The sequence below is a fragment of the Acinetobacter sp. UBA6571 genome (assembly GCF_002434085.1).
GTDB classification, from domain to species: domain Bacteria; phylum Pseudomonadota; class Gammaproteobacteria; order Pseudomonadales; family Moraxellaceae; genus Acinetobacter; species Acinetobacter radioresistens.
Genome location: NZ_DJJJ01000040.1, coordinates 1 through 26,212 on the forward strand (window position 1 = coordinate 1; position 26,212 = coordinate 26,212).

General features: G+C 42.8%; 19 protein-coding genes, 3 tRNA genes and 1 pseudogene. 9 read left to right on the top strand and 14 right to left on the bottom strand.

From position 1 onward, the window contains the following. The 7 genes and pseudogenes from B3X18_RS08015 to B3X18_RS08045 form a co-directional block, all read right to left on the bottom strand. Nucleotides 1-282 (bottom strand): annotated as a pseudogene (locus B3X18_RS08015) (S-methylmethionine permease); the annotation flags it as partial. Nucleotides 283-457: 175 nt separating this feature from the next. Further along, nucleotides 458-1,432, bottom strand: a complete 975-nt coding sequence (gene astE, locus B3X18_RS08020) for a succinylglutamate desuccinylase (RefSeq protein WP_005027147.1) — start codon at nucleotides 1,430-1,432, stop codon at nucleotides 458-460. A 32-nt stretch (nucleotides 1,433-1,464) separates the two neighbouring features. Beyond that, a complete protein-coding gene (astB, locus tag B3X18_RS08025; protein WP_005027149.1) occupies nucleotides 1,465-2,805 on the bottom strand; it encodes an N-succinylarginine dihydrolase in 1,341 nt (446 codons plus the stop codon). A gap of 32 nt (nucleotides 2,806-2,837) precedes the next feature. Then, on the bottom strand, nucleotides 2,838-4,307 hold the full coding sequence (gene astD / locus B3X18_RS08030) for a succinylglutamate-semialdehyde dehydrogenase (RefSeq protein WP_005027151.1): 1,470 nt from the start codon (nucleotides 4,305-4,307) through the stop codon (nucleotides 2,838-2,840). Next, nucleotides 4,307-5,350 (bottom strand): arginine N-succinyltransferase, encoded by a 1,044-nt coding sequence (gene astA, locus B3X18_RS08035; RefSeq protein WP_005027153.1) that lies wholly within the window; start codon nucleotides 5,348-5,350, stop codon nucleotides 4,307-4,309. Before astA ends, astD begins: the two co-directional genes overlap by 1 nt. A 21-nt stretch (nucleotides 5,351-5,371) precedes the next feature. Beyond that, a complete protein-coding gene (locus B3X18_RS08040) occupies nucleotides 5,372-6,577 on the bottom strand; it encodes an aspartate aminotransferase family protein (protein ID WP_005027156.1) in 1,206 nt (401 codons plus the stop codon). 52 nt (nucleotides 6,578-6,629) lie between these two features. Beyond that, entirely contained in the window at nucleotides 6,630-7,904 is a 1,275-nt protein-coding gene (locus B3X18_RS08045; protein WP_026055441.1) for a Glu/Leu/Phe/Val family dehydrogenase, read from the bottom strand. 229 nt (nucleotides 7,905-8,133) lie between these two features. On the opposite strand from B3X18_RS08045, the gene B3X18_RS08050 reads away from it, so the two are divergent. Beyond that, nucleotides 8,134-8,556: an Lrp/AsnC family transcriptional regulator gene (locus tag B3X18_RS08050; RefSeq protein ID WP_005027161.1), complete on the top strand. Its 423-nt coding sequence runs from the start codon at nucleotides 8,134-8,136 to the stop codon at nucleotides 8,554-8,556. 270 nt (nucleotides 8,557-8,826) lie between these two features. Here B3X18_RS08050 and B3X18_RS08055 read toward each other — a convergent pair. The 6 genes from B3X18_RS08055 to lldP all read right to left on the bottom strand — a co-directional run bounded on the left by B3X18_RS08055 (nucleotide 8,827) and on the right by lldP (nucleotide 16,543). Further along, nucleotides 8,827-8,916 (bottom strand) — tRNA-Ser (locus tag B3X18_RS08055). 87 nt (nucleotides 8,917-9,003) lie between these two features. Beyond that, nucleotides 9,004-11,034: an NADPH-dependent 2,4-dienoyl-CoA reductase gene (locus B3X18_RS08060; protein ID WP_005027163.1), complete on the bottom strand. Its 2,031-nt coding sequence runs from the start codon at nucleotides 11,032-11,034 to the stop codon at nucleotides 9,004-9,006. Between the two features lie 233 nt (nucleotides 11,035-11,267). After that, nucleotides 11,268-12,959, bottom strand: a complete 1,692-nt coding sequence (gene dld / locus B3X18_RS08065) for a D-lactate dehydrogenase (RefSeq protein ID WP_005027165.1) — start codon at nucleotides 12,957-12,959, stop codon at nucleotides 11,268-11,270. Nucleotides 12,960-12,963: 4 nt separating this feature from the next. Continuing rightward, nucleotides 12,964-14,109 carry an FMN-dependent L-lactate dehydrogenase LldD gene (lldD, locus tag B3X18_RS08070; protein ID WP_005406852.1) on the bottom strand — a complete coding sequence of 382 codons (1,146 nt, stop codon included), beginning with the start codon at nucleotides 14,107-14,109 and terminating at the stop codon, nucleotides 12,964-12,966. A gap of 1 nt (nucleotide 14,110) precedes the next feature. Next, on the bottom strand, nucleotides 14,111-14,854 hold the full coding sequence (lldR, locus tag B3X18_RS08075; RefSeq protein WP_005019193.1) for a transcriptional regulator LldR: 744 nt from the start codon (nucleotides 14,852-14,854) through the stop codon (nucleotides 14,111-14,113). A gap of 21 nt (nucleotides 14,855-14,875) precedes the next feature. Then, complete coding sequence (gene lldP / locus B3X18_RS08080) at nucleotides 14,876-16,543, bottom strand: L-lactate permease (protein WP_005027170.1); 1,668 nt, start codon at nucleotides 16,541-16,543, stop codon at nucleotides 14,876-14,878. A 583-nt stretch (nucleotides 16,544-17,126) separates the two neighbouring features. Here lldP and argG point away from each other — a divergent pair. Next, the gene (gene argG / locus B3X18_RS08085) at nucleotides 17,127-18,470 is read left to right on the top strand and encodes an argininosuccinate synthase (RefSeq protein ID WP_005019187.1); all 1,344 of its coding nucleotides are present in this window, start codon (nucleotides 17,127-17,129) and stop codon (nucleotides 18,468-18,470) included. A gap of 61 nt (nucleotides 18,471-18,531) precedes the next feature. Here the strand turns inward: argG and B3X18_RS08090 are convergent, their stop codons facing one another. Beyond that, on the bottom strand, nucleotides 18,532-19,791 hold the full coding sequence (locus B3X18_RS08090; RefSeq protein ID WP_034675535.1) for a GGDEF domain-containing protein: 1,260 nt from the start codon (nucleotides 19,789-19,791) through the stop codon (nucleotides 18,532-18,534). 148 nt (nucleotides 19,792-19,939) lie between these two features. Here B3X18_RS08090 and pyrC point away from each other — a divergent pair, with 148 nt between their 5' ends. From pyrC to B3X18_RS08125, 7 genes are all read left to right on the top strand, one after another. Beyond that, complete coding sequence (gene pyrC / locus B3X18_RS08095) at nucleotides 19,940-20,974, top strand: dihydroorotase (RefSeq protein ID WP_034675435.1); 1,035 nt, start codon at nucleotides 19,940-19,942, stop codon at nucleotides 20,972-20,974. Continuing rightward, on the top strand, nucleotides 20,959-21,618 hold the full coding sequence (gene rnt, locus B3X18_RS08100; RefSeq protein ID WP_005404392.1) for a ribonuclease T: 660 nt from the start codon (nucleotides 20,959-20,961) through the stop codon (nucleotides 21,616-21,618). Before pyrC ends, rnt begins: the two co-directional genes overlap by 16 nt. 20 nt (nucleotides 21,619-21,638) lie before the next feature. After that, nucleotides 21,639-21,714: transfer RNA gene (locus B3X18_RS08105), tRNA-Glu, on the top strand. A gap of 179 nt (nucleotides 21,715-21,893) precedes the next feature. Next, a tRNA-Glu gene (locus B3X18_RS08110) sits at nucleotides 21,894-21,969 on the top strand. Between the two features lie 98 nt (nucleotides 21,970-22,067). Continuing rightward, nucleotides 22,068-23,492 (top strand): amino acid permease, encoded by a 1,425-nt coding sequence (locus B3X18_RS08115; RefSeq protein ID WP_286935372.1) that lies wholly within the window; start codon nucleotides 22,068-22,070, stop codon nucleotides 23,490-23,492. Between the two features lie 380 nt (nucleotides 23,493-23,872). Continuing rightward, the gene (locus tag B3X18_RS08120; RefSeq protein WP_005027141.1) at nucleotides 23,873-24,661 is read left to right on the top strand and encodes a TorF family putative porin; all 789 of its coding nucleotides are present in this window, start codon (nucleotides 23,873-23,875) and stop codon (nucleotides 24,659-24,661) included. 414 nt (nucleotides 24,662-25,075) lie between these two features. Beyond that, a partial coding sequence (locus B3X18_RS08125) for a potassium-transporting ATPase subunit KdpA (RefSeq protein WP_286935373.1) occupies nucleotides 25,076-26,212 on the top strand: 1,137 nt, incomplete at its 3' end.

The window sequence follows — 26,212 nt, forward strand, 5'->3', positions numbered from 1 at the left end:
AAGCATCACCATATAGGCAATCGCTCCCCCAAGCAGATAAGATAAAATGGCGCCTATTGGGCCAGCTTGAGAAATGACATCACCTGAGCCTAAAAACAGTCCTGTTCCAATTGCGCCCCCCAGTGAAATCATGACTAAATGACGCTTGGTCATGGCACGCTTTAGGGGTTTATCTGTCTCTGCTGCAGAAACTTCTGTCTTACTACATGTGTCTTGCTGAACCACATATTGCTCACCCAGAACTTCTCCTGACGGAAATATTTTTTCATTGTTGTTACTCATACACGCTTGCTCCAACTGTCTTCTTATGACAACCTGTCCTTGCTGCTTAGTTCCATAAAAAATTAATATCAAAAAGATATTTTTTATCCCTGTTGTATTTTTACTGAGCTTCCATATTCAAACTCCATGTATATTCTTCTCTACCGACATCCCGTCTGTTTCTAATCGCTTTAACCTATTTAATTTCTTTCAAAATCAGGCCTGCCCTAAGCCCCGTTTTTACTTCTGGATTAGGAAATAAAATCCAGAGCGGCTGATCCTGTACCACATAGCTGCCCGCTTGCTGTGTAGCAATCACCTCACCTGGTTGAAAGGTAGAAAAATTAGGTGCATCTGCACTTAAGTTCAGTTTAAAGTCATCATTTATTTTTAGGATTGAATCTATTACCTTAAACTGACGAATATCCTGCTTCTGTCTGTTTGGTAAGGCCTGACCTGAAAGTGCAGCACGCAGCATCTGGTCCGTACTGAAAAACCCGGCCAAATCATTTTGTCCAAAGGGTTTGGCCTTACCTAATTCCAAAGTACTGCTGGCGGCCTGAAAACGTTCAGTGGTGAAATGCGTGAAAGTTTTTCCAGCTGCATTGTGGTATACCAAGGCATCCAGATCAGCAGCCTTTAAGCTTTGAATTAAAAAGTCATCATAAGGCTGCATCTGGTAAGGGAATAGGGCAAAAACTGGAAGTAAAGATTCACGAATCGCGGTATGTAAATCATAATGATAGCGTTGTGCATTTGACTGGCTTTGCTGAAAAAACTGTGTAGTAACCTGTTCCAATAACGCTGCACGTTGAGTTTCGCCATCTTGGGCCAATTGCTGGTAAGCACCGCAGAACATGCGATTCATATCATTTTCAAGATAACGAACCCCTTGTCGGATTGCAGCGGGATTGCCCAATACGAAAAGTACACGAACCGCTAAAGCCAGCTGACCGGAAAACAAATCCTGAATGATCTGTGCCAGCAATTCGATCGGTGCCGTTTCATTGCCATGAATACCAGCCGAAAGCACGATGGTTTTTCGATAAGCCGTTTTTGGCGTACATTGCAATAGCCCTTCACCCAGCCACTGCCATGTAAATCCAGCCGTTTCACCCTGTATCTGCTCAGGGGGCTGTTGCGCCAACGTCAACGCGAGTAGATCAACCATGTACTTTCATCCTTAAAAGCGTTATTGAATATTTATCTCTGGAAGTGATAAACCGAACCTAAACCCAGAATCCTGGTGAGTTCATCCAGCGCGGTGCGACTCTCAATCAATAAATCCGGATCAGCCAAATCGTCCTGGGTTAACTCGTCACGATAATATTGATCTACCCACTGATTCAGGGTTTTGAACAATGCATCATTCATAAACAGGTTTGGATTGATCGCAGCAAGTTCCGCCTCATTCACCGCCACACGTAAGCGTAAACATGCAGGACCACCGCCATTTCGCATACTTTCACGCAGATCAAACACCTTGATGTCATCAATTGGCGTACCCATTTGAATCATGTCATTCAAATAGTCCCAAACTGCTTTGTTCTGGCGAGATTCCTCCGGTACCACAATACTCATGCCGCCATCCGCACGGGTCAGAATCTGGCTATTGAACAAATAGGTCGATACCGCATCAGCAACACTGACTCGACTTTCAGGTACTTCAATCGACACAAACTCTTGCCCAATCCCTGCCATTTTCTGACGGATTTCCTGCAATGCGTCAGTTTGATTTAAGAATGCCTGCTGATGATGAAAGAGAACCTGCTGGTTACTGACAGCAATAACATCATTATGAAAAACGCCCTGATCAATTACTTCAGGATTTTGCTGGATAAAAATCGTGCGATTATTATCGAGACGGTGCAAACGGGCAATAGCCTCACTTGCTTCACGAGTTTGACGTGCAGGAAATTTCTGTGGAGCAACCCCGCCGCCAATCTGTTGCTGGCCATATACAAACACCTGTACACCAACCTGATCATAAGCACCACCGAGGCGGTTATGATTGGCTGCACCTTCATCCCCAAACAGTGCGGCTTCAGGCAATGCTTCATGGTGCGCAAAATATACATCATTGTTGAACATTGCTTGCAGAATACGTGTGGTCGTATGATGCTCAATTGAGCGATGGAACTTATTGTTCAGGTTTGCCGCAGTAAAATGCATGCGACCGTCCGCGCTATCTGCCGATGGCGACACCGTACAAGAATTCGCAGTCCACATGGAGGAAGCCGAGCTCAATGACGACAACAGTGCCGGCGCAGTGCGCATGGCTTGGGTAATCACGTCAATATCACTGCCGCTAAAACCCAGACGGCGTAGCGTTGGCACATGTGGCCGCTCTTGTGGGGCAAACACGCCTTGCTTGAGTCCCAAATCCGCCAGCGCTTTCATTTTCTTCAAGCCTTGTTTTGCGGCCAATTTCGGATTGGATGCATTATTACGGTTTTTAGTTGATGCGACATTGCCAAAAGACAGACCTGCATAATGATGTGTCGGCCCAACCAGACCATCAAAGTTGATTTCATAACCTGACATTTTTTTCTCCATGTGTCCTGATGTGGTCCGTCTTACAGCACAATGCCCGGTGACAATTTTGAGGGTAAGCTCACACTGTCACTTTCCAGGGAAGCCATCGGCCATGCACTATAATCTGCGGCATAGAACGCACTGGCACGGTGATTGCCCGATGCGCCCACCCCACCAAACGGTGCCGCACTTGATGCACCTGTTAATGGCTTATTCCAGTTCACAATGCCTGCCCGCGCTTCAATCAATACACGATCAAATAAATCACGGTCAGGTGACACCAGCCCTACGGCCAAACCAAAGCGGGTGTTATTGGCAATATTTAAGGCTTCATCGAAGCTGTTATAGCGATAGATCGTGGTGAGCGGGCCAAAGTATTCATCATCAGGAATATCGGTAACCTGGGTTACATCTAAAATGCCAGCGGTGAGCAATGAACTATCTGCTTGTGGACGCGTCATTTCCAACAATGCTTTTGCACCTAGAGCAATCAGTTTGCTTTGTGCTGCCAGCATCTGTTCCGCAGCATGTGCAGAAATCACCCCGCCCATAAAGGGTTGTGGTTCAGCATTCCAGACACCAACCACCAAGTTTTTAGCGACTTCAACAAAACGTTGAATGAAGGCATCCCCATTGGCACCCTGTTTAACGATAATACGGCGTGCACAGGTACAACGTTGTCCCGCAGAAACAAAAGCCGATTGAATGGCTAAATTCACCACCGCATCAATATCGGTTGCTTCATCAATAATCAGGGCATTATTACCGCCCATTTCCAAAGCAAGAATTTTTTCAGGTGCACCAGCCATTTGCTTATGCAATTGATAACCTGTGTTGGCGCTGCCTGTGAACAGTAAACCATCTATTTGTTCAGCTGCTGCAAGTGCTTCACCCGTGCTACGCCCACCTTGTACGATGTTCAGTACACCTTTGGATAAACCGGCCTGTTGCCATAATTTTGCAGTTTCTTCCGCAGTCCAAGGGGTGAGTTCACTTGGTTTAAACACCACGGTATTGCCGGCAATCAGTGCAGGAACAATATGACCATTTGGTAAATGACCCGGGAAGTTATACGGGCCAAATACAGCCAGCACGCCATGAGGACGATGACGTAACGACGCCACCCCATCTGGCATTTCAGTTTCGCTAAAACCAGTCCGTTGATGATAAGCGCGGATTGAAATCGCCACTTTACCGATCATTGATTGTACTTCGGTTAAGGTTTCCCATAGCGGTTTACTGGTTTCCTGACTAATCACTTCAGCCAGTTGGGTTTTATGTTGTTCCAATAAGCCGGCAAAACGCTCAATAATGGCAATTCGTTCTTCTAAGGCTAAGCGTGCCCAAGCTGGAAATGCCTGCCGAGCAGCATGACAAGCTTGCTCAACATCGGCCTGGCTGGCTTCATGCCCTGCCCAAATTTGCTCATTGCTGACAGGATTTTTTTTACTGAACGCAGGCCCTTGTCCCTGAATCCAGGTATCATTAATGAATAATGCACCTTGTGACATTAGTTATTCTCCATTTTTTCTAATGCTAAAACTCGCACTTCATCCCGTTCCTGGACATTAAGTGCTTGAGCCTGCTGTGGCGTCACCAATAAGATATCGGTAGTTAATATCTGGTTATTAATGAGTAATACGCGATAATCTGCATATTGATCATTTGCAATCAGATACTGTTTATTTGATGTTTCGACCTGCTCAGTAATTTTGATCTTCAATACACGACTTTCTTTGACTGCGCGTAAGTCAGCAATATTGGCTTCCAAAGTAGGACCTGCATCGAAAATATCAACATAACCTTGATACTTAAGTCCTTCTGACATCAATACCTTTGCAGCCGGTAAAGTATGTGGATGGACCTCTGCAATAACTTTCCGAGCTTCTGCGCCAAGTAAATCGACATAGACCGGAAATCTAGGCATTAATTCAGCAATAAATACTTTTTGTCCGGTCCCACTTAAATAATCGGCAGCAGCGAAGTCCATATCAAAAAAGTGATGGCCTAATGCATCCCAGAATGGCGAGTAACCCTTTTCATCCGAAAAACCTCGCATCTCTGCAATCAGCCGCTCTTCAAAATGTGTTCTAAACGCCGCAATAAACAGAAAACGGACTTTAGATAAAAATTTTCCATTCTGGTTTTTACGGTATTCAGGATCAAGAAATAAGGTGCAAAGCTCACTACACCCTGTATGGTCATTACTTAAAAACAGGGTATCTAAAGTTTTATAAACATTTAATGCTTTAGATGCATGGACCTGCTTCGCCACATGAAAATTATAAAAAGGTTCCTTTAGCCCTACTGCCACTTCAATAGCACTTACACCTACAATTTTCTGCAGGCTGGTGTCTTCGAGTACAAACAGATAACTTGCCTCACACTTTTCGGTCAGACCCGCTAAAGTACGCGAGGTACGTGTAATACGTTCAGCTAGAATGTCTCGATTTTGTGGTAAGGAAGTCAGACCAATCCCTGTTTCACCGGCTCTTTGCGCCAAACGATAAATATCATCTAAATCCCGATGCGCTGCATGTCTAACAATCATCATGGTTAGATGCTCACAAAAGATTTAAAGACGTGCAAGTGCACGGGCGAAACGGTTCAGACCTTCATCAATATCTTCTTGCGGAATAATTAAGGAAGGGGTAAAACGAACCACATCTGCTCCAGCAACCAAAGCCAGTAATCCTTCCTCACCGGCCAGTGTCACAATATTTTTGGCTTTACCTGCGTATTCATCTTTCAGCACGCAGCCAATTAATAAACCTTGACCACGGATTTCTTTGAACAGGCCATATTGCGCATTGATTTTATTTAAGGCATCAATGAAATATTGATGACGTTGTTTTACGCCGTCTAATACTTGTGATGTATTGATAAATTCAAATACCGCACCCGCCACTGCACAGGCCAATGGGTTGCCGCCATAGGTGGTACCGTGATCACCCACTGCATACATGTTGGCATAATGATCTGTGGTGATCATGGCACCAATCGGGAAACCACCGCCTAATGCTTTTGCTGTGGTGAGAATATCAGGCGTTACCCCTGTATTCATATAAGCATAAAGCGAACCGGTACGGCCAACGCCCGTTTGTACTTCATCAAAAATCAGTACAGCACCTTTTTCATCACATAGTGCACGTAAGCCTTTCAGGAATTCGATATCTGCTGGCAGAACACCGCCTTCGCCCTGAATCGGTTCTACAATAACAGCACATGTATTTTCAGTAATTACCGCTTTAGCTGCTTCAAGATCGTTGAATACAGTGTGCTCAATCCCACCTGGTAATGGTGCAAAATCTTGAGAATATTTTGGCTGTCCACCTGCTGTCACTGTAAATAAAGTACGGCCATGAAAAGCATTTTTAAATGCTACAATATGATTTTTTTCAGAATTACCGCTTAGCAGGCCTACCTTACGTGCCAGTTTTAATGCAGCTTCATTCGCTTCTGCCCCCGAGTTGCAGAAAAACACTTTGTCGGCAAAAGTACTTTCTACCAATTGCTTGGCGAGACGTAAAACAGGCTCGTTGGTATAACCATTGCCAATGTGCCAAAGTTTTTGTGCCTGCTCAGTCAGGGCATTTACTGCAACAGGATGTGCATGCCCCAAAGCATTCACTGCAATGCCACCGGCAAAATCAATATATTCTTTATCGTCTTGATCCCAAATACGAGAACCTTCCCCACGAACTAAAATAAAATTTGCTGGAGCAAAAACTGGAACCATCCAATCATTAAAGTTGCTACGTGTAATCGCTACGTCATTCATTTTATTTACCCACTTCCTGTTTTATATTTGGCTCTGACTTTATGAAACTGACTTATCCAGGGAAAATACCGCGTTCTTTACGTGCTTTTAAAATACGTTCACATGCGAGAATATAAGCTGCTGTACGCAAGCTACATGCTTTATTTTCTGCTGTATTCCAGACATCAGCGATGGCCTGAATCATTAATTTATCAAGACGCTCGTTAATCTCTTCCTCGCTCCAGAAGTAACTCGCCATATCCTGAACCCATTCGAAATAGCTTACCGTTACACCACCTGCATTACAGATGACATCTGGCACCACTACAATATTACGACTCACGAAAACATCATCTGCTTCGGGATAGGTCGGGCCATTAGCGCCTTCCAGAACAATTTTAGCTTTAAGCCGTTGTGCCCGTTCAACTGTAATCTGACCTTCTAGTGCCGCAGGAATAAGAATATCCATATCGACATCCCAGAAATCTTCATCTGCAATCACCTGAGCTTCAGCAAAGCCCATTACGCCTCCATGCTCTGTGACATGTTTTTGTAATGCTTTAACACTTAAACCTTCGGGATTAAAAATTGTGCCTGTATGGTCTTGAACACAAACAATTTTGGCTTGAGCATGACTAAACAGATAAGCTGCTTCATTTCCTACATTACCAAAGCCTTGCACAGCGACTTTGCTACCTGCAACAGGCAGCTGAATTTTCTTGGCTACTTCCAGCCCCGTTACAAATACGCCCCGACCGGTAGCCCGTACACGTCCGAGAGAACCGCCTAAATGTACAGGTTTGCCTGTTACGACACCTGTTACAGTGTGCCCTTTAATGCTTGAGTAGGTGTCCATCATCCAGCCCATGATGTTAGGATTCGTACCTACATCTGGAGCAGGAATATCAATTTGAGGACCAATAATTGAACTGATCTCACTGGTGAAGCGACGAGTTAAACGTTCCAGTTCACGTAGTGAAAGTTCTTTAGGATTGACTCGAATTCCCCCTTTAGCACCTCCAAATGGAAGATTCAATACCGCAGTTTTAATCGTCATCCAGGCAGATAAGGCCATAACTTCATTTAATTCAACATCCTGATGATAACGAATACCACCTTTACCTGGTCCACGTGACAGATTGTGCTGTACACGGTAACCTTCAAAATGACGAATTGTCCCATCATCCATAACAATTGGAACATCAACAATCAGAGTACGCTTTGGTCTTTTAAGAGTATTAATAAAATTACTTAAATCAGCATCTAAATAGGGCGCTACCCGGTCAATTTGAGTAAGGTAAGTTTGCCAAGCACCATTATTCTGATCCGTATACGATAAAGACATCATCTGTTCCTTAATTAATCCATTGTCCCTGTTGTCTCTAGATTCCCGGTACTTGAGAACTTATTTGTAATTCAGCACCCTTTTAAGAACGCTTAATACTTCAAGTGATCTAGCTAAAACTCTTCGGGACTTTATGTTTGCACTATTATTAATAAACAAATTGATTCAAAAAATTATTTATAAATATTAAAATGATTTAATTTTTATCAATTTGCTAATACCCAATATCAAAATGAACAATATTGACCATATTATTTTAGGTTTACTTAAAGATAATGCGAGAATGTCTATTACAGATTTAGCCCTAAAAGCGCGTGTTTCTAGAGCTACTGTTCAAAAGCGAATTGAATATATGGAGGCTTCAGGCACTATCACAGGCTACACGGTACGTTTTCGCCCAAATGCAGAGAAAAATGTGATCCGTGCATGGATGAATATTATGGTTGAAGGAACTAAGGCTCAGGCGGTCATTCGCGAATTACGTTTAGAGTCAGCAGTGCAACGTCTTCATACAACCAATGGAAAGTGGGATATATTGGTCGAATTACAGTCAGATACTCTTGAGAATTTTGATAAAGTACTGGAACGGATTCGTAATATTTCAGGTATCTATAATAGTGAAACGAGTATTTTACTCTCCACCTATAAAACCTAAATATGACTTTATTTAAAAAAGTTACGTTATTTTTACTCTTAAATCTATAAAGAAAGTTTAATAACTTTATTAGAGTGCTTAGTGTTGAAACTTTTATAAATTGCATCAGCTTTAAAAGTTAATGCTTTAGGTAAAATTTTTAAACCACATCTTTTATGCTCCAAATATGACGCAAAAAAGTATGCCTGCTTTAACTTTTTATAGAGACACGTAAAGAAACTATAGTTAAAAAAATAAGCCCTTGTAAATACAAGGGCTTATTTAGATATCTGGCGGAAGCGGTGAGATTCGAACTCACGGAGGGCGTGAACCCTCGTCGGTTTTCAAGACCGGTGCATTAAACCGCTCTGCCACGCTTCCATGCCGCTAAGAATACAAAGCCTCTTCATTTTATTCAAGAAAAATTTTAGTGCTTTATAGTCAAATGTCTATTGTTTCATCATTTAGTTAAAGCTTTGCAGCCAATTCAGCTCCTTCACGAATAGCACGCTTGGCATCAAGCTCTGCTGCCAGCTTTGCTCCTCCAATAATGTGATAGTTGGCCAGCACTTTCTTTCCACCCTGTGGCATCAAATCTTTAACGGATTCCTGTCCAGCGCATACTACAATCGTATCGACACGGAGCAGCTGGTCATGCCCATCGTGAGAAATCCATAAGCCTTCATCAGTAATTGCTTTATAATTTACACCGCACAACATACGTACCTGATGCTTTTTCAGTTGTGCACGATGCACCCAGCCTGTTGTCTTACCAAGCCCTGCACCTAAGGGCGTAGGTTTGCGCTGCAGTAAATAAATTTCCCGAACGGGTGTTTCCAATTCGGCCGAAACCATTCCACCTTCCGTATGGTAATGAGATTCTAAATCTACGCCCCACTCACGTTGCCATTCAGTTAAAGGTTGTGGCTGAGGCTGTGAGACAGGTTTGAGTAAAAATTCAGAAACATCAAAACCAATTCCTCCTGCTCCTATCACTGCAACCCTGTATCCCACTTTTGCGCCCTTAAGCACTTCTGCATAAGACAAAACCTGCGGCGCTTCACTGCCAGCAATTTTAAGCTGACGCGGTATAACACCTGTGGCAACCACAATTTCATCATATCCTTCACGCTCTAACTGCTCCCGATTAATGCGGGTATTTAAGCGAAGCTCTACGCCGGTTTTCTCAATTTGAACCTTAAAGTAGCGAATGGTTTCATGAAACTCTTCTTTGCCTGGCACAACTTTGGCTAAATTAAACTGTCCCCCGACTTCATCACTTGCTTCAAATAAAGTCACTTGGTGCCCTCGTCCCGCAGCAACTGTAGCCGCAGACATTCCGGCAACCCCAGCCCCCACTACAGCAATCCGCTTAGGTTTTTTTGTACGCACGTAGACCAGTTCTGTTTCATAAGCTGCCCGCGGATTGACCAGACAGGTTGCACGCTGCCATTTAAATGTATGGTCCAAGCAGGCCTGATTACAGGCGATACAAGTGTTAATTTCATTGACACGGTCTGTAGCAGTTTTATCTACCCAAAAAGGGTCAGCCAGAAATGGGCGTGCCATTTGTACCATATCGGCTTTTCCTTCAGCCAGAATGATTTCGGCAGTCTCCGGCATATTAATACGGTTTGAGGCAATGACCGGTATATTCACATACTGCTTCACTTCAGCGGTATAATCGACGAAAGCAGCACGCGGTACAGAGGTAACAATGGTCGGAATACGCGCTTCGTGCCAGCCAATCCCGGTATTTAGCAAAGTTACACCTGCTTTTTCTAACGCCTGGGCAATCTGGATGACTTCATCCATGGTATTACCGTTATCAACCAGATCCAGCATTGATAAACGAAAACAGATAATAAATTTCTCCCCCACTGCCTCACGGATAGCTTTTACAATTTCAAGTGAAAACCGCATCCGGTTTTCCAGTGTGCCGCCCCATCGGTCTTGACGCTGGTTGACATGCCGACTCATAAACTGGTTTAACAGATACCCTTCCGAGCCCATAATTTCAACCCCATCATAGCCCGCCTTTTTTGAAAGGCTGGCAGCATGTGCATAATCCTTAATAGTAGTCAGGATATTACGCTCACTCATTTCTCGTGGTTTAAACAGGGAAATAGGTGATTTAACCGGACTGGCAGAAACGACCAGTGGCTGATAACCGTAACGCCCAGAATGCAGAATCTGAAGCAAAATTTTAGCGCCATGTTTGTGTACAGCATGAGTGACCAACCGGTGATGGGGAATGTCGGCCAGACTGTTCATGGTGCCTCCCATTGGCGATAGCCAGCCCTCTCGATTAGGTGCTATACCTCCGGTAATAATGAGTCCAACTCCACCTTTGGCACGCTCGGCAAAATAGGCCGCAAGCTTCGGATAATGATAAAAACGGTCTTCCAGCCCGGTATGCATAGACCCCATTACTATCCGGTTTTTAATTGTAGTAAATCCCAAATCTAATGGCTTTAAAATATTTGCATAGCTGGTCATAGGATATCCTTGTAATTAGTGGGCTTTGCAATTTGTTGCATCTACTTTAACTGATTTTTTTATATTGTTTATGGCTGTTTATTTGAAGGATAAAGACTTGAACGTCAATTTTAAGCTTAGGCTATTTAAAAAATTTAAATATAAATATAGGGTGGCTTTAAGAGTATTGCGGGGAAGAATTTAACTGTGCTTTTAATAAATAGTTCTTAAAAGCACAGTTAAAAGAATTTGGTTTATGACCAATATTTTTTTCTGGAAGTATAACCAATGCCCACATTGAAACTGTTGGTTGGATCAAGCTTTTGATAGTGTTGTTTTAAAGCAGGCTTGGCTACATATAAATGTCCAACATTATGTTCGGCCGGATATTCGGCACCACGCTGATCTAGCAGTTTCCACATGGCATGCTCCATAGCCAATGGATCAACCCCTTTCTTGACGATGTAATCCTGATGAAAAACATGGCACAAGAAATGACCGTAGTAGAGTTTATGTATAATCTGCTCTTCCATTGACTCAGGCAAGGTTTCCAGCCACTCCCGGTCATTGCGTTTTAGGGCAATATCGAGCGCCACAATGTCTTCGACCTCCCGGCGATGTACATCACGATAACGTATAGCTGCTCCTGCAATGGCAAATCGGTGTAAAAAAGCTTTACGGCCTTCTTCTTCATTACACAGAAAATAGTTACCTGTAGAGTGTATTTTAAAATACTCCTGCAAGTAACTTTCTACCTGTGCTATATCCTGATCTTCGATACGAAGTAGTAAATGATGTTCATAGCGGTTACGGAACTCGGCCATACGCTGCGGTAAATGGGGTGGCAAAACGCCGGTTAACAGCTGTAAAACCTTGTCGGTTAATCCTCTGATTTTGACTTTTTCCAGCATGCCATCAATTTTGTCTTTCATGGCAAAAGCTTTAGGGACCCGCGCAGTTCCAAATTTTTCGATAAACAGAAAGGTATCCTTTCCATATTTCTCGCCAATGTCATACGCTACCCGATGAATATACTCACCTGCAATCGGCAGACGCGGCAATTGTGTCAGTAAATAGCGTCGAATTGCAGTCAGATCATCCTGACTATTGGTTCCAATATAAAACACCTGACTTGGTAATTTTTCAAAAGTATCCAGCCGCACTGCGAAAACACAGACCTTGCCGGCAGAACCTGAAGTTTCAAACAACCGGTTAGGGTCAGCATTAAAACGCGCCGGTGTATCAAGATCAACCTGACGCACGTCATGACCATAATGAGGATCAGAAGCGCGGTGCTGCGGACTGTAATCAATATCCTTTTCCTGATACTCACCATTTTGCAGACGTATCAGAATCTGTTCTGGCTGGGTACCTAAACTTACTCCCAAGTGATTAACCAGATGCAGTTGTCCCTGTTCATCAACCTGAGCATATAAGGCCAGTTCGGTGTACGCCGGCCCACGTCTTACCAGTGCACCGCCAGAGTTATTACACACTCCCCCTAATACAGAGGCACCTATACAGGAGGAACCAATCACTGAATGCGGTTCCCGGTTAAAGGGTAACAGGGCTTTTTCTAATGCATCTAAAGTTGCTCCCGGCAAGCATATAACTTGCTTTCCTGAATTGATAACCTGTATACCGGCTAACCGACGGGTACTGATCAGTACTACTGGACGGTCATAATCATGACCATAAGGTGTAGAGCCTCCAGTCAGGCCAGTATTGGCGGCCTGCATAATTACAATACAATCCGCAGCCACTGCAATCTGTAAAATACGCCATTGTTCAATCAGGCTACCGGGAGCTACTACGGCTAGAACCTGTCCTTCACCAAAACGTCGACCCTGCCGGTAAAGACGGGTTTCCTGCTCATCGGTAAGTACAAATTTTTCTCCGACCACTTGCTGAAACTGCTGTATGACTTTAGAGGCGGTGATAGACACAGTTTTACTCCATGATGCGCTTGACCAGACATTCAGAAGAAATATCCTGAATAGTTTTAGCGCCAGTTAGTGTCATGGCAACTCGCATTTCCTTGTTAATCAGCTCAAGCAGGTGATTTACACCTTCACCGCCGGCAGCACCTAATGCATAGACAAAAGCACGACCCAACAGACATAAATCAGCCCCAAGCGCAATCATACGTACTACATCAAGTCCGTTACGGACTCCCGAATCGACCATAATTTTCAGATCGCCTTTAACAGCATCTGCAATAGCCGGTAATGCACGGGTAGTAGACAATACGCCATCTAGCTGACGTCCACCATGATTAGATACCACAATTCCATCAGCGCCAAAACGCACCGCATCTTTGGCATCTTCAGGGTCCAGAATACCTTTAATGACCATTGGACCATCCCAGTATTCACGGATCCATTCCAGATCTTTCCAGGAAATGGACGGGTCAAAGTTTGCCCCTAACCAGCCAATATAATCTTCTAGGCCGGTTGGTTTACCCAAGTATTTAGAAATATTGCCCAGATCATGTGGACGTCCCATCAGTCCAACATTCCATGCCCAGTGTGGATGCATAAAGGACTGCATATAGCGGCGCATGGCAGCATTAGGTCCGCTCATGCCTGAATGAACATCACGGTAACGTGCACCTGGTACCGGCATATCTACGGTGAAGACCAGAGTCGAACAGCCTGCAGCCTTGGCACGCTCCAATGCATTTTTCATAAAGCCCCGGTCACGCAATACATAAAGCTGAAACCACATCGGGCGCTGGATGGCTGGTGCAACTTCTTCAATTGGGCAGACTGATACCGTTGACAGAGTAAAAGGTATGCCATTTTTCTCTGCAGCAACCGCGGCCTGAACCTCCCCACGGCGAGCGTACATTCCGGTCAGGCCAACTGGTGCCAGAGCAACTGGCATCGACAGGGTTTCATTAAACAGCTTGGTTTCCAGACTCAGTTCGGACATATCATTTAAGACACGCTGCCGCAAAGCGATTTTGGAAAGGTCTTCTACATTTCGTTGCAGGGTATATTCCGCATATGCCCCGCCATCAATATAATGAAACAGAAATGGAGGTAAACGGCGTCGCGCTGCTTCACGATAATCATTAGAAGATGAAATAATCATTTTAAATCCTGTTTAAGCGACTGGCACGCTGATGACGGGCTTCTTCCTCATCAATCGAGCGTACCTGTTGTATAACAAATTCGATATGGCCACAAACTGCCATGCGGGCTGCCTGCGGATCTTTACGGTCAATTGCATCCATGACCTTGAAATGCTGTAAATGCAACTGGTCAAAGCGGTCTGACTCTGAATAGACTTTACGGCGACCCAGCACCACGTTGTATTGCAACAGATCAAACAGGCCACGCATGGTCTGTATCAGGACCAGGTTATGAGATGCTTCAGCAATTGCCAGATGAAACTTGGCGTCTGCTACCGAAGCCTGATCCGGATCACCAATTGACTGGAAATGGCTGATCTGGTCATAAAAGTGATGAATCTTGACACGGTCCTCAGCAGTAGAGCGTAAAGCTGCATACCAGGCTGTTCCCCCTTCCAGTACCAACCGTGCTTCCTGCACATCGAAGCGGTAAAGTGGATCCTGGTCAATCAGGCCGCTTAGAGGCTGAACAATTTTATGCTGTGACCAGGTAACAGGCAGTTGGCAAATATAAGTACCATCTCCTAACCGGCTCTGCACTATACCTTGAGTATTTAACTGCTGTAGGGCCTCCCGTAATGAGGAGCGCGATACACCAAGCTGTTCACATAGCTTACGCTCAGAAGCGAGGCGATCTCCGACTTTCATTCCTTGCTGTTCAATCAGCTGATACAAACTTTGTATAACTTTATCGGAGACCTTCACCCTGCACTTCCTCTTTCTATCCTATGGAATCATCCATGGGAACACATATGCCTGTAGAGTGATAATGATACCAATCATTACGGTAAAGGTTATACTGTGTTTAACCGTAAAGCGGAACAGATCGGACTCTTTACCTACCAGTCCTGCTGCTGCACAGGCAATGGCAATCGACTGCGGAGAAATCATCTTGCCGGTGACTCCACCGCTGGTATTGGCAGCTACCAGTAAAACTTCTGGCACACCAATCTGCTGGGCAGTAGTTGCCTGTAATGCTGCAAACAGTGCATTGGCAGAAGTATCTGAACCTGTGAGGAACACGCCCAACCAGCCCAAGAATGGCGAGAAGAAGGTAAAAGCATTACCAGTATGCGCCAAGGCTAATGCCAATGTTGCTGACATTCCTGAGTAATTCGCAATGAATGCAAAGGCCAGAACCATGCCTATCGAGTAAATCGGGGTCTTTAGTTCATTTACTGTCTCGCCAAAAGTCACCAGTGCTTCACGTGGCTTCATTTTCAGATAAACAATCGTAATAAGCGCCGCAATAATAATTGCTGTACCGGTTGCTGAGAGCCAGTCAAATTTGAAGATAGCATCATAGTCCTTAACTTCGGGCACCACTGGAGGCACTTTCTGAACCAGCTGATGCAAATAAGGAACCTTGATCGAAATCACCCAATCCTGCATTGGACCATCTTTAGCAAATAGATCTTTAAAAGGCTTGATACTCCATAGAGTTACCATCGCTGTCAAAATCACAAATGGTGACCAGGCTTTGGCAATCTGGCCTATACTGAATTTCTGCTTCTGTGAAGCCAGCAGCTCGGCATCGACCTGACTGTCATTTTCATCTTTAAAACGAAAGATATGCTTAGGCTTCCAGTATTTTAATAAGATTGTCAGGCTCACCAGTGACGCAATGGCCGCAGTAATATCTGGTAATTCAGGCCCTACAAAGTTTGAGGTCAAATACTGTGCCAGTGAAAATGCACCGCCTGCTACAATTACAGCCGGCCAGGTCTCTTTAATTCCGCGCCAGCCATCCATAATGGCCATAATCCAGAACAGTACGATTGGCACCATAAACGGTAACTGGCGGCCTACCATCTGGCTGATTTCCATGGTATCTACACCAGACACCTGCCCCGCTACGATAATTGGAATACCCATTGCGCCAAAGGCAACGGGTGCGGTATTCACAATCAGGCACAGACCGGCAGCATACAATGGCTTAAAGCCCAAACCGACCAGTAATGCCGCAGTAATCGCAACCGGTGCACCAAAACCTGCTGCTCCCTCAAGAAAGGTACCAAAAGCAAATCCGACCAACAGCATTTGCAAACGCTGGTCTTCAGTAATAGATAAAATTGAAGAACGGATTACATCGAACTGGCCTGTTTTAACAGAAACTTTATACAGGAATACTGCACCAATGATGATCCAGGATATTGGCCATAAACCATAGAAGAAACCATAAATCACCGAGGCAAATGCCATATCGGTCGGCATGCCATAAGCAAAAAGTGAAACCAGCAAAGCCAATACCACCGTAATTGTTCCCGCTACACTTCCTTTTAAACGGAAAACTGCCAATGCCAGAAAAAAGAAAATTATTGGAATCAGGGCGACCAAGCTGGAAATCCATAAATTCCCCATCGGATCATAAATCTGTTGCCATTGTGAAAGCACATTCTTCTCCTTGATATGCTCACGAGATATTAACTAGTCTAACCCTACAATAATTGGTCAGACCAATATTTACTTTAAAGAACAATAAATCTTTTAATTACTTTAATTATCCTAAATTTTGCTTATTTAAAGATCAATATAAAATTTTATCTATAAAATTGGTCATACCAATTTAAATTAGAAAATGTTTAATTTTTGGCAAAGTCAATTCAGAATAAAAACCCTCTATTCTTTGTTAATATATTGTTTAATAAATAGAATAGTTAAATTTAAAGTATTAAAAACTGTACTTTTAATGCTCTTATAAAACTTTAGTCTTATAGATTTTTTAAAACTTAAAATATGATGAAATAGAGTCAAGAAAAGCCCGTATTATTTTCTGCTATAAATAAAATCTCCTTATTAATTTCTATGAACTGGGCTAACTCATAAAAGCGTAATTATAAATTTGGTGCCCCTATAATTTTTAAAGTTTGTCTTTTTTTTAAGAAAACATGTTCGTTTAAAAGTGTTACAATAAAATGTTTATAGATTTTTCAATGGCAGCCAATTCGTGGTGCCTGTTTTATAGTTAGGACTAGCAATGACTGATAATGCAACCATTTTGCAGCATGTACCAGTAGGCAAAAAAGTCGGAATTGCCTTCTCTGGTGGCCTGGATACTTCTGCTGCTTTATTGTGGATGAAACAAAAAGGTGCAGAGCCTTATGCGTATACTGCAAATCTTGGTCAGCCTGATGAAGATGACTATGATGCCATTCCAAAGAAAGCTGAAAATTATGGTGCGGTAAAAGCTCGTTTGATCGACTGCCGCCTGCAACTTGCGCTTGAAGGTATTGCTGCAATTCAATGTGGCGCATTCCATATCAGTACAGGCGGTATGCCTTATTTTAATACCACTCCATTAGGTCGTGCAGTCACCGGTACTATGCTGGTAACGGCCATGAAAGAAGATGATGTCAACATCTGGGGTGATGGCTCAACTTATAAAGGCAACGATATTGAGCGTTTTTATCGCTACGGTCTGCTTACCAATCCTAACCTGAAAATTTATAAACCTTGGCTAGACCAGACCTTTATTGATGAACTTGGTGGCCGTGCTGAAATGTCACAGTTCCTCATCGATAACGGCTTTGACTACAAAATGTCAAAAGAAAAGGCCTACTCGACCGACTCAAATATGCTGGGTGCAACTCATGAAGCCAAAGATCTTGAATACTTGAATGCCGGCATCAAGATTGTCGAGCCAATTATGGGGGTAGCGTTCTGGAAAGATGAAGTCGAAGTTAAAGCTGAAGAAGTTTCCGTGACTTTTGAAGAAGGTATGCCAGTTGCATTAAATGGCCAGCGTTTTGATAACCCGGTGGAACTTATTCTTGAAGCGAACCGTATTGGTGGACGTCATGGTCTGGGAATGTCCGACCAGATTGAAAACCGTATTATCGAAGCCAAGTCTCGTGGTATTTATGAAGCACCTGGCATGGCGTTGCTGCATATCACTTATGAACGTCTGGTAACGGGTATTCATAATGAAGATACCATTGAACAATATCGCATCAATGGCCTGCGTTTAGGTCGTCTTCTTTATCAAGGCCGCTGGTTTGACTCTCAGGCACTGATGTTGCGTGAAACTGCCCAACGTTGGGTTGCTAAAGCAATTACGGGTACAGTCACGTTAGAGCTGCGTCGTGGTAATGACTACACCATCATGAACACTGAATCTCCGAACCTGACCTATGAAGCTGAACGCTTGACTATGGAAAAAGGTGATTCAATGTTCACACCAATGGACCGTATTGGACAGCTGACTATGCGTAATCTGGATATTACAGATACACGCGCCAAACTGGGCCTTTATACTGACTCTGGCCTGCTATCATTGGGTCAGGGTTCAGCTTTACCCCAGCTTGAAAATAACAAGAAGTAATTTTTAATCTGTTTAAAAGCCGCCTGATTCTGGCGGCTTTTATTTTTACAAGAATTAATGGTTATGCAACTTTTGTTGAACCGACTGACTGATAGAAAATCTGATTGCGGCCCAACTGTTTGGCGCGATAGAGTGCCTGATCAGCAGACTCAAGCAAAGCCTCCTGTGTTACAGCCGCTTCTCCCCTATAAATTGTAATACCCAGGCTTATAGTGATATAGCTGGCAATACATGAACGTTCATGAGGAATAGCAAGCCGCTCAATTTCCCTATAAATATTGGACGCAACCGCATAAGCACCATGCGCCTCGGTTTCAGGAAGAAGCACTACAAACTCCTCTCCACCATAACGCGCCACAAAATCTCTGTGCCGAATCGAATTTTTAATTGCTCTGGCAATACTATAAATCACTTTATCGCCCATCTGGTGACCATAAAAATCATTATAATTTTTAAAAAAATCCACATCGATAAACAGTAGAGATAAGGGCGTTCCTTCTTTACGTGACTGCCTATAAAAACTGTCCAGAGTCTCATCAAAATTACGACGGTTAGAGATCTGGGTTAACTCGTCATGCTGGCTTAAATGCAAAAGTTCAGAAGCATGAATATACTGAATTTTTTCATTAAGCTGTGCAAGCTTGGTATTTAAAAACAGTATACGTTCCCGCTTGATCAGCATGGTACTTAAAGTAAAACCAAACAGACAGCTTCCCAACAGTACCCGGCTCAAAATGATCACTTCAAAAGAAATATGAAATACGAACAGTAAGTAAATAGATATAACCGCGGCCAGGGTCCCGACCAAAAGCATGTGGAGTGGCCGTACCCCACTGATCATAAACCCCAGCATATATATAAAACATAACACAATCGCTGACTGATACTTGAGTGCAGGGGTAGCAAAACTCATACTCAGCAGACAGCTTGAAATAATAGTCCAGAGCATTAAACCTAATGCAGCCTGATAAAAGTAAGGCTGAAGCAGTTTACTTCTAGCAAAGCCATAAAGGGTTAACAGACTTACTGCGCCATTAAGCATGGCAACAATACACAGCAGGAAATCTGCAGAGAAAAAACGCTGACCAGAAAGCCAGTAATCACCTGGCAACACTAAAGCCGTAAATAAAAGGTAAGCCCACACACCTGCAGCAAAAGATTGTGAGATATTGATCCGGGCCCGTTCAGTATTCTGCTGCCAGAACTCTTGTTCAAGTGCCTGCGGCAACGAACTACTGGTACAATGAGAATGCAGGGCGACCAGAGTTTCAATTTTTTCTTTTTGTTGCTGCAACGTTGTAAGGTAATATTTATATTCCATAACATCGTGCATAGTTTTTATAGTTCTATAAAAATAGCATACCCTTAGGGCAAATTACGAACTTTATTGTGCCTTTTATCCATAATTGCCGTTATCATTTTTAGAGTTTATCGATTATCATCTATTTTATTTTTCTTGCCTGAACACATTGAATACGATCACTCTTCTCCAACCAGATGACTGGCATGTCCATTTACGTGACGGCCTAGCCCTTAAACGTACCGTGCCTGATCTGGCCAGACAGTTTTCCCGCGCCATTTGCATGCCCAATCTGGTTCCACCAGTAAAAACAGTTGATGAGGCTCTAGCCTATCGTGAACGGATTATGGCTCATGCACCTGAAGGGGTAAATTTTGATCCGCGTATGGTTCTTTATTTTACTGACTACACTTCACCTGAAGAAGTTAAAAAAATTAAAGATTCAGAATATATTAATGCCATCAAGCTTTATCCGGCTGGTGCAACTACTAATTCAGACAATGGTGTCAGCGATATCCGTAAAGTATATGCAGTCATAGAGCAGCTTGAAAAATATCAGGTGCCTTTACTGTTACATGGTGAAGTTACTCACAATCATGTAGACATTTTTGACCGCGAAAAGCGTTTTCTGGATGAAGTGCTTTCTCCTCTCTTGAAGCAGTTTCCAGCACTTAAAGTTGTGCTTGAGCATATTACTACCAGTGAAGCAGCACATTTTGTGCTGGAACAGGACCGTAATGTTGCAGCTACCATTACTCCACAACACCTATTATTTAACCGTAATGATATGCTGGTAGGTGGAATCAAGCCGCATTTTTACTGTTTACCAATTCTCAAACGTCAGACCCACCAGCAGACCCTGCTGGAAGTGGCAACTAGTGGTAACCCGAAATTCTTTCTTGGTACAGACAGTGCGCCCCATTCTAAAAATGCTAAAGAAAATGCATGTGGCTGTGCAGGCTGCTATAGTGCACCTACTGCTATTGAGCTTTATGCACAGGCATTTGATCAGGTAGGACGTATTGAACGGCTTGAAGGTTTTGCCAGCATGTTTGGTGCAGACTTCTATGGCTTACCGCGTAATACTCAAACAATTAGCTTGGTTAAAGAACCGCAGGTGATTCCAGCGAGCCTAGAATATCTGGAAAATGAACAGATTATTCCACTTTATGCCGGTCAAACCATTCAATGGAGAAAAGTGTGACACAAGATTCACGACCTGTGATTGGTCAGCGTTTTCGTGGCTTTCTGCCAGTTGTGGTAGATGTGGAAACTGCGGGCTTTAATGCACAGACTGATGCGTTACTTGAAATTGCCTGTATTCCGATTATCTATGATGAGGAAGGAAAATTTATTCCGGGTCCTGCCTATCATGCACATATTAATCCGTTTGAAGGCGCTAATCTGGATCGCCGCTCGCTAGACTTCATTGGGGTTGACCCTTTTAATCCGATGCGTATGGCGATGGCAGAAGATGAAAAGACTGCATTGAAACGTATCTTCAAGTCTATTCATGATATCCGCCGTGAACAGCTGTGTACTCATGCCATACTGGTTGGCCACAATGCCCATTTTGACCTGGGTTTTTTACAGGCAGCTATTAACCGAAGTGGAACTAAAAACCAGAATCCATTTCATAGCTTTTCAGTGTTTGATACGGTCACGCTCAGTGCCTTAATGTTTGGCCAAACCGTGCTGGCTAAATCCTGTCTACAGGCGGGAATTGAGTTTGACGGGAAAGAAGCACATTCAGCATTATATGACACGCAGAAAACTGCCGAGCTGTTTTGCTATATTTTAAACAAACTCGCACCTCAACTGCTTGACACTCTGGTAGCGGATCAATAAGATACCGCTACCTTCTGAACGTCCCTATCGTCTAGAGGCCTAGGACATCGCCCTTTCACGGCGGTAACCGGGGTTCGAATCCCCGTAGGGACGCCATCTTTTATTTTATTCTGATCGCCTAATTAAACTCTCTGGCCTAGGCATAAGTATATCTGCCTATAACCCGAACATAGAAGTTAGTTGATTGATGTAAGACTTTCATTTGGTTAAAAATAATACCAGCTGCCATTTGACACATCCTTAAAATCTCCCTATTATAAGCCCACCTCTGAAACGTCCCTATCGTCTAGAGGCCTAGGACATCGCCCTTTCACGGCGGTAACCGGGGTTCGAATCCCCGTAGGGACGCCAATTCTTCTGCTGTTATTTCTCCTGCTTTTTATTTCGATTGCACATTTACATTTTTTCTCTAAAATAGCCGGCTTCATTACTCTTTTCCGTTTAACTCTATGCCGTCATCTCCTTCTCCGAATGATGCGTTGCATCAGGGCAATTCTGCGCCATTAAAACGCGCTATGAGTACCCGACATCTGGTTATGCTTTCTCTGGGAGGCGCAATTGGTACTGGCCTGTTTTTAGGCTCGGGGGAAGTCATTGCACAAACGGGGCCGGTCGGCGCCATCCTTGCTTATGTGCTGGGTGGCCTTATTGCCTATATGGTGATGCTTTGTCTTGGGGAGCTTGCTGTACAAATGCCTGTATCGGGCTCATTTGGTGAATATGCAAGAATGTATATTGGTCCGGGTACAGGTTATATGATTACCTGGCTATACTGGTTAACTTGGACGGCTACTTTAGGCACTGAATTTACTGCGGCTGCACTGCTTATGCAGGAATGGTTTCCTTCCATTTCTATGTGGACATGGACATTGCTGTTTGCTGCTCTGGTTTTTGTACTCAATGTGAGCTCGACACGCTTATTTGCCGAATCTGAATTTTGGTTATCCTTGGTTAAGGTACTCACTATTTTATGTTTTATCGGATTAGGTTTGGCCGCTATTTTTGGTGTGATTTCCTATCATGGTCATGAATCTGCTCCGTTATTTAGCAAGCTGACAGAACATGGCTGGTTTCCAACCGGGATTTATCCCATTTTTGCCACCATGCTCATCGTTAATTTTGCTTTTTCTGGTACAGAATTAATTGGTGTAGCCGCCGGTGAAGCTGAAGAGCCAGCCAAGAATGTTCCCAAAGCCATTAATGCAGCTATCTGGCGTTTATTAATTTTCTTTGTTGGCACCATTGTGGTGATTTGTGCATTACTTCCATTTGAAATGGCGGGTATCAATTCAAACAGTGTTAGTAATAGCCCCTTTGTAACGGTCTTTAATTATATTGGAATACCTTATGCAGAAGATATTATCCGTTTTGTCATCATTACAGCATTATTATCTGCAGCAAACTCAGGGTTATTTGCTGCCTCTCGAATGATGTGGTCATTGTCCAGCAAAAATCAGTTGCCTAAAATCTTTGCCAAATTGACACGCTCTGGCACACCCATTGTTGCCATAATTGTAACTATGTTCGGGGCAATACCTGGTTTGTTATCTGAACAGTTTGCTCCTGAAACGATTTTCAAGAATCTGCTCGGTGTTGCTGCCTTTACCATGGTAGTAGTCTGGATTTCAATATGTGTATGCCAATTCAACTTTCGCAGACAGTGGATTAAATCAGGTAAAACGGTCAAGGATCTTAAATTCGCTGCACCACTATTTCCACTCACACCAATTTTAGGAGGGCTCTTCTGCGTCATTACATGTATCAGTATGGTTGCTGATCCTTCAATGCAAGTCGGTTTTATCTGTTGTATTCTATTTATGATTGCATGTTACTTGAGCTATAGCATTTTCTATAAAAATAGACCCTGCTCATAACAATAATGTAATATTTTACTCTACACAAAAGCTCTCTTTACTTGCTACACAGTATTTGGGTAAGTAAAGAAGAGTATATTAAATAGGTAGGTTTAATCTCATATCTAAATAATTATAAAAATAAAAACATCTTATTCTATATCTGATTTTTAATGATTATATAATTAATTGAATATTAATTAGAAATAGTATTTTATTAAATTTTTATTTAAATTGTAGGTATTATTTTTTTTGCTCTTTATTAATTAATTTTTATTTAATCTATTATTATTTTCTAAAATTTTTATATAAAATTTATGTTTTTCAAGTAATTTATGCTATAAATTTTACGCTCTGCCTAATTAATCTTATAACTTATTTTAGTATCTATGTGATGTATTATGCTTTTTAACTCCAATTTAATCTTTAAAAAGGTTATAGCTTTTTCAATTGTTGGTATATGTTCAAATCAGATTTTTGCTGCTTCTGAAACAGCTGAAAATACCCAAGACTTTGAACTCAGTGGTAATATTACTCTTACCAGCGATTACCGTTTCCGCGGGATTACCCAGACCCAAACTGATCCAGCTATTCAGGGAACCGCAACTCTGACACATAAAAGTGGATTATATTTTAGTGCTTTTGCCTCGAATGTAGATTATGGTACTGCAGACCCTCATATGGAACTTGATCCATCAATTGGCTATAGCACGCCTCTCAAATTATCAAGTTCAGTACCTGTAACTTTAGATATAGGTGCAAGTTACTATAACTATATTAGTGGTAATGAGGGTGATTATGCAGAGTTATATGCCAGACTTATTCTTGAACGTATATTAATAAATGATGACAGTCTATTAACAAGTCTGAGCTATACCAATGACTATGCAGGTCAAGACAAGAATAGCTGGAATGCTACGCTGGGGTATGCTGTACCGCTTGCCCAGACTAATTTCGGTGCGGTGGCCAGTATTGGCTATACTACTGTAGATGACTATGATTTTAATCAGCAAGGTGAAAATAGTTATTTCGACTATAAAGCTGGTCTGACTTATAATTTCGCTTCTTTCCCTGATGCAAGCGCAGAACTTGCTGTAGTGGGTACTAATCTGGATAAAGATGCGTTAGATCATGCTGGCAAGCGCGGTGTAGATACTGGCGCAGTATTTACCCTTACCAAAGCTTTTTAAGATGCGATAAGCTCAAAAGTATGACTGCGTACTTTTGAGCTTTATTTTTAGTAATCTGGCTATAAATATATTAATAAAAACAGTTTATATCAGTTAGATTATTCTCCAGGATATTCACTTTGATAAATATGAAATAGTTTTATGTCATTGTTTTTATTTTTTTAAAAAGTTTATATAGAAATTAGAATTTACGCAAAATTTACGCCCTTTAGTGCTTTATCAATAGAAAATTTACGGTGCCCTTTTTCATACTTGATAGTGGAATTTTCCAATGATCAAGGTTCGAAAAATGTTTACCCAATTTGCAGATGATGCGTACATGAGAATAAGTCATCATGGGGACGCGTTATTAAATAAGAAAAAATACCAGATGCTCCTTCTGTCTTCTAATTTATTGAAATAGGGGAAAGAGGCATGTTGGAATTCTTTTTATTGATCGCGCTGGTAGTAATTTTTGCTTTTCCTTTGGGGAAATATCTATCAGACGTGATGCAATATCACAAAATGAGAAGTGACATCCTGTTTAGCTGGATAGAAAAACCTGTTTACGCCGTACTGGGCACTCAGCCTCAACAGGAAATGAGTGCCAGAACCTATATATTGAGCTTTGTCTTAAGTTGTTTTGTAGTAGGCATGCTGGTCTGGATACTCTTTATGGTACAGGCATGGCTACCACTTAATCCAAACCATGCACCTAATATGTCATGGGACCTGGCTTTACACACCATGATTTCTTTCCTGACTAATACTAACCAGCAGCATTATTCTGGTCAGGCACAGCTATCTTATTTGTCACAAATGGTCGGTATTGTGGGCTTGCAGATAATTACGCCTATGATGGGGCTGGCTATGGTAGTTGCTACCTTGCGTGCGTTGTTTAATCTGAAACAGCCAGGACCTATCGAATGTGATAACAGTTCAGCGCTGGCCAGACTAAATGTAGGAAATTACTGGGCAGATGTAATTCGGCCAACATTCCGTTTTTTAATTCCACTTTGTCTACTCTGGTCGCTGCTACTGAACAGTCAGGGTGTACCTTCGACTTTTGAGGGCGGGCCAGAGGTTCAGGTAGTTCAACCTAATGCTGAACTTTCCACTCAGAAAATTCCATTAGGGCCTGTGGCACCGATGGTGGCAATTAAACAGCTTGGTAGTAATGGCGGCGGCTGGTATGGGCCAAACAGTAGTGTGCCCTTAGAAAATCCGACACCACTTTCCAATTTTCTGGAAATGTTGGCAATCTTGCTTATCACAGTTTCTATTATTGTCATGCTGGGTTTTTTGACCAGACGTCCAAAATTTGCAGGCTTTGTATTTGGTTCAATGCTGCTGATGTCAGTCATCTCGGCGACTGGCGCAATCTGGTCAGAAAGCTTATCTGATACAGCCACAAATATCTCATCAATGGAAGGTAAAGAAGTCCGCTTTGCTGAGAGTTCTTCAGCACTCTGGGCTGCTGTGACAACGCAGGTGAATAATGGTTCTGTCAATATGATGCATGATTCATCCGCACCATTGACTGGACTGGTTGCATTGTCAAACATGTTGATC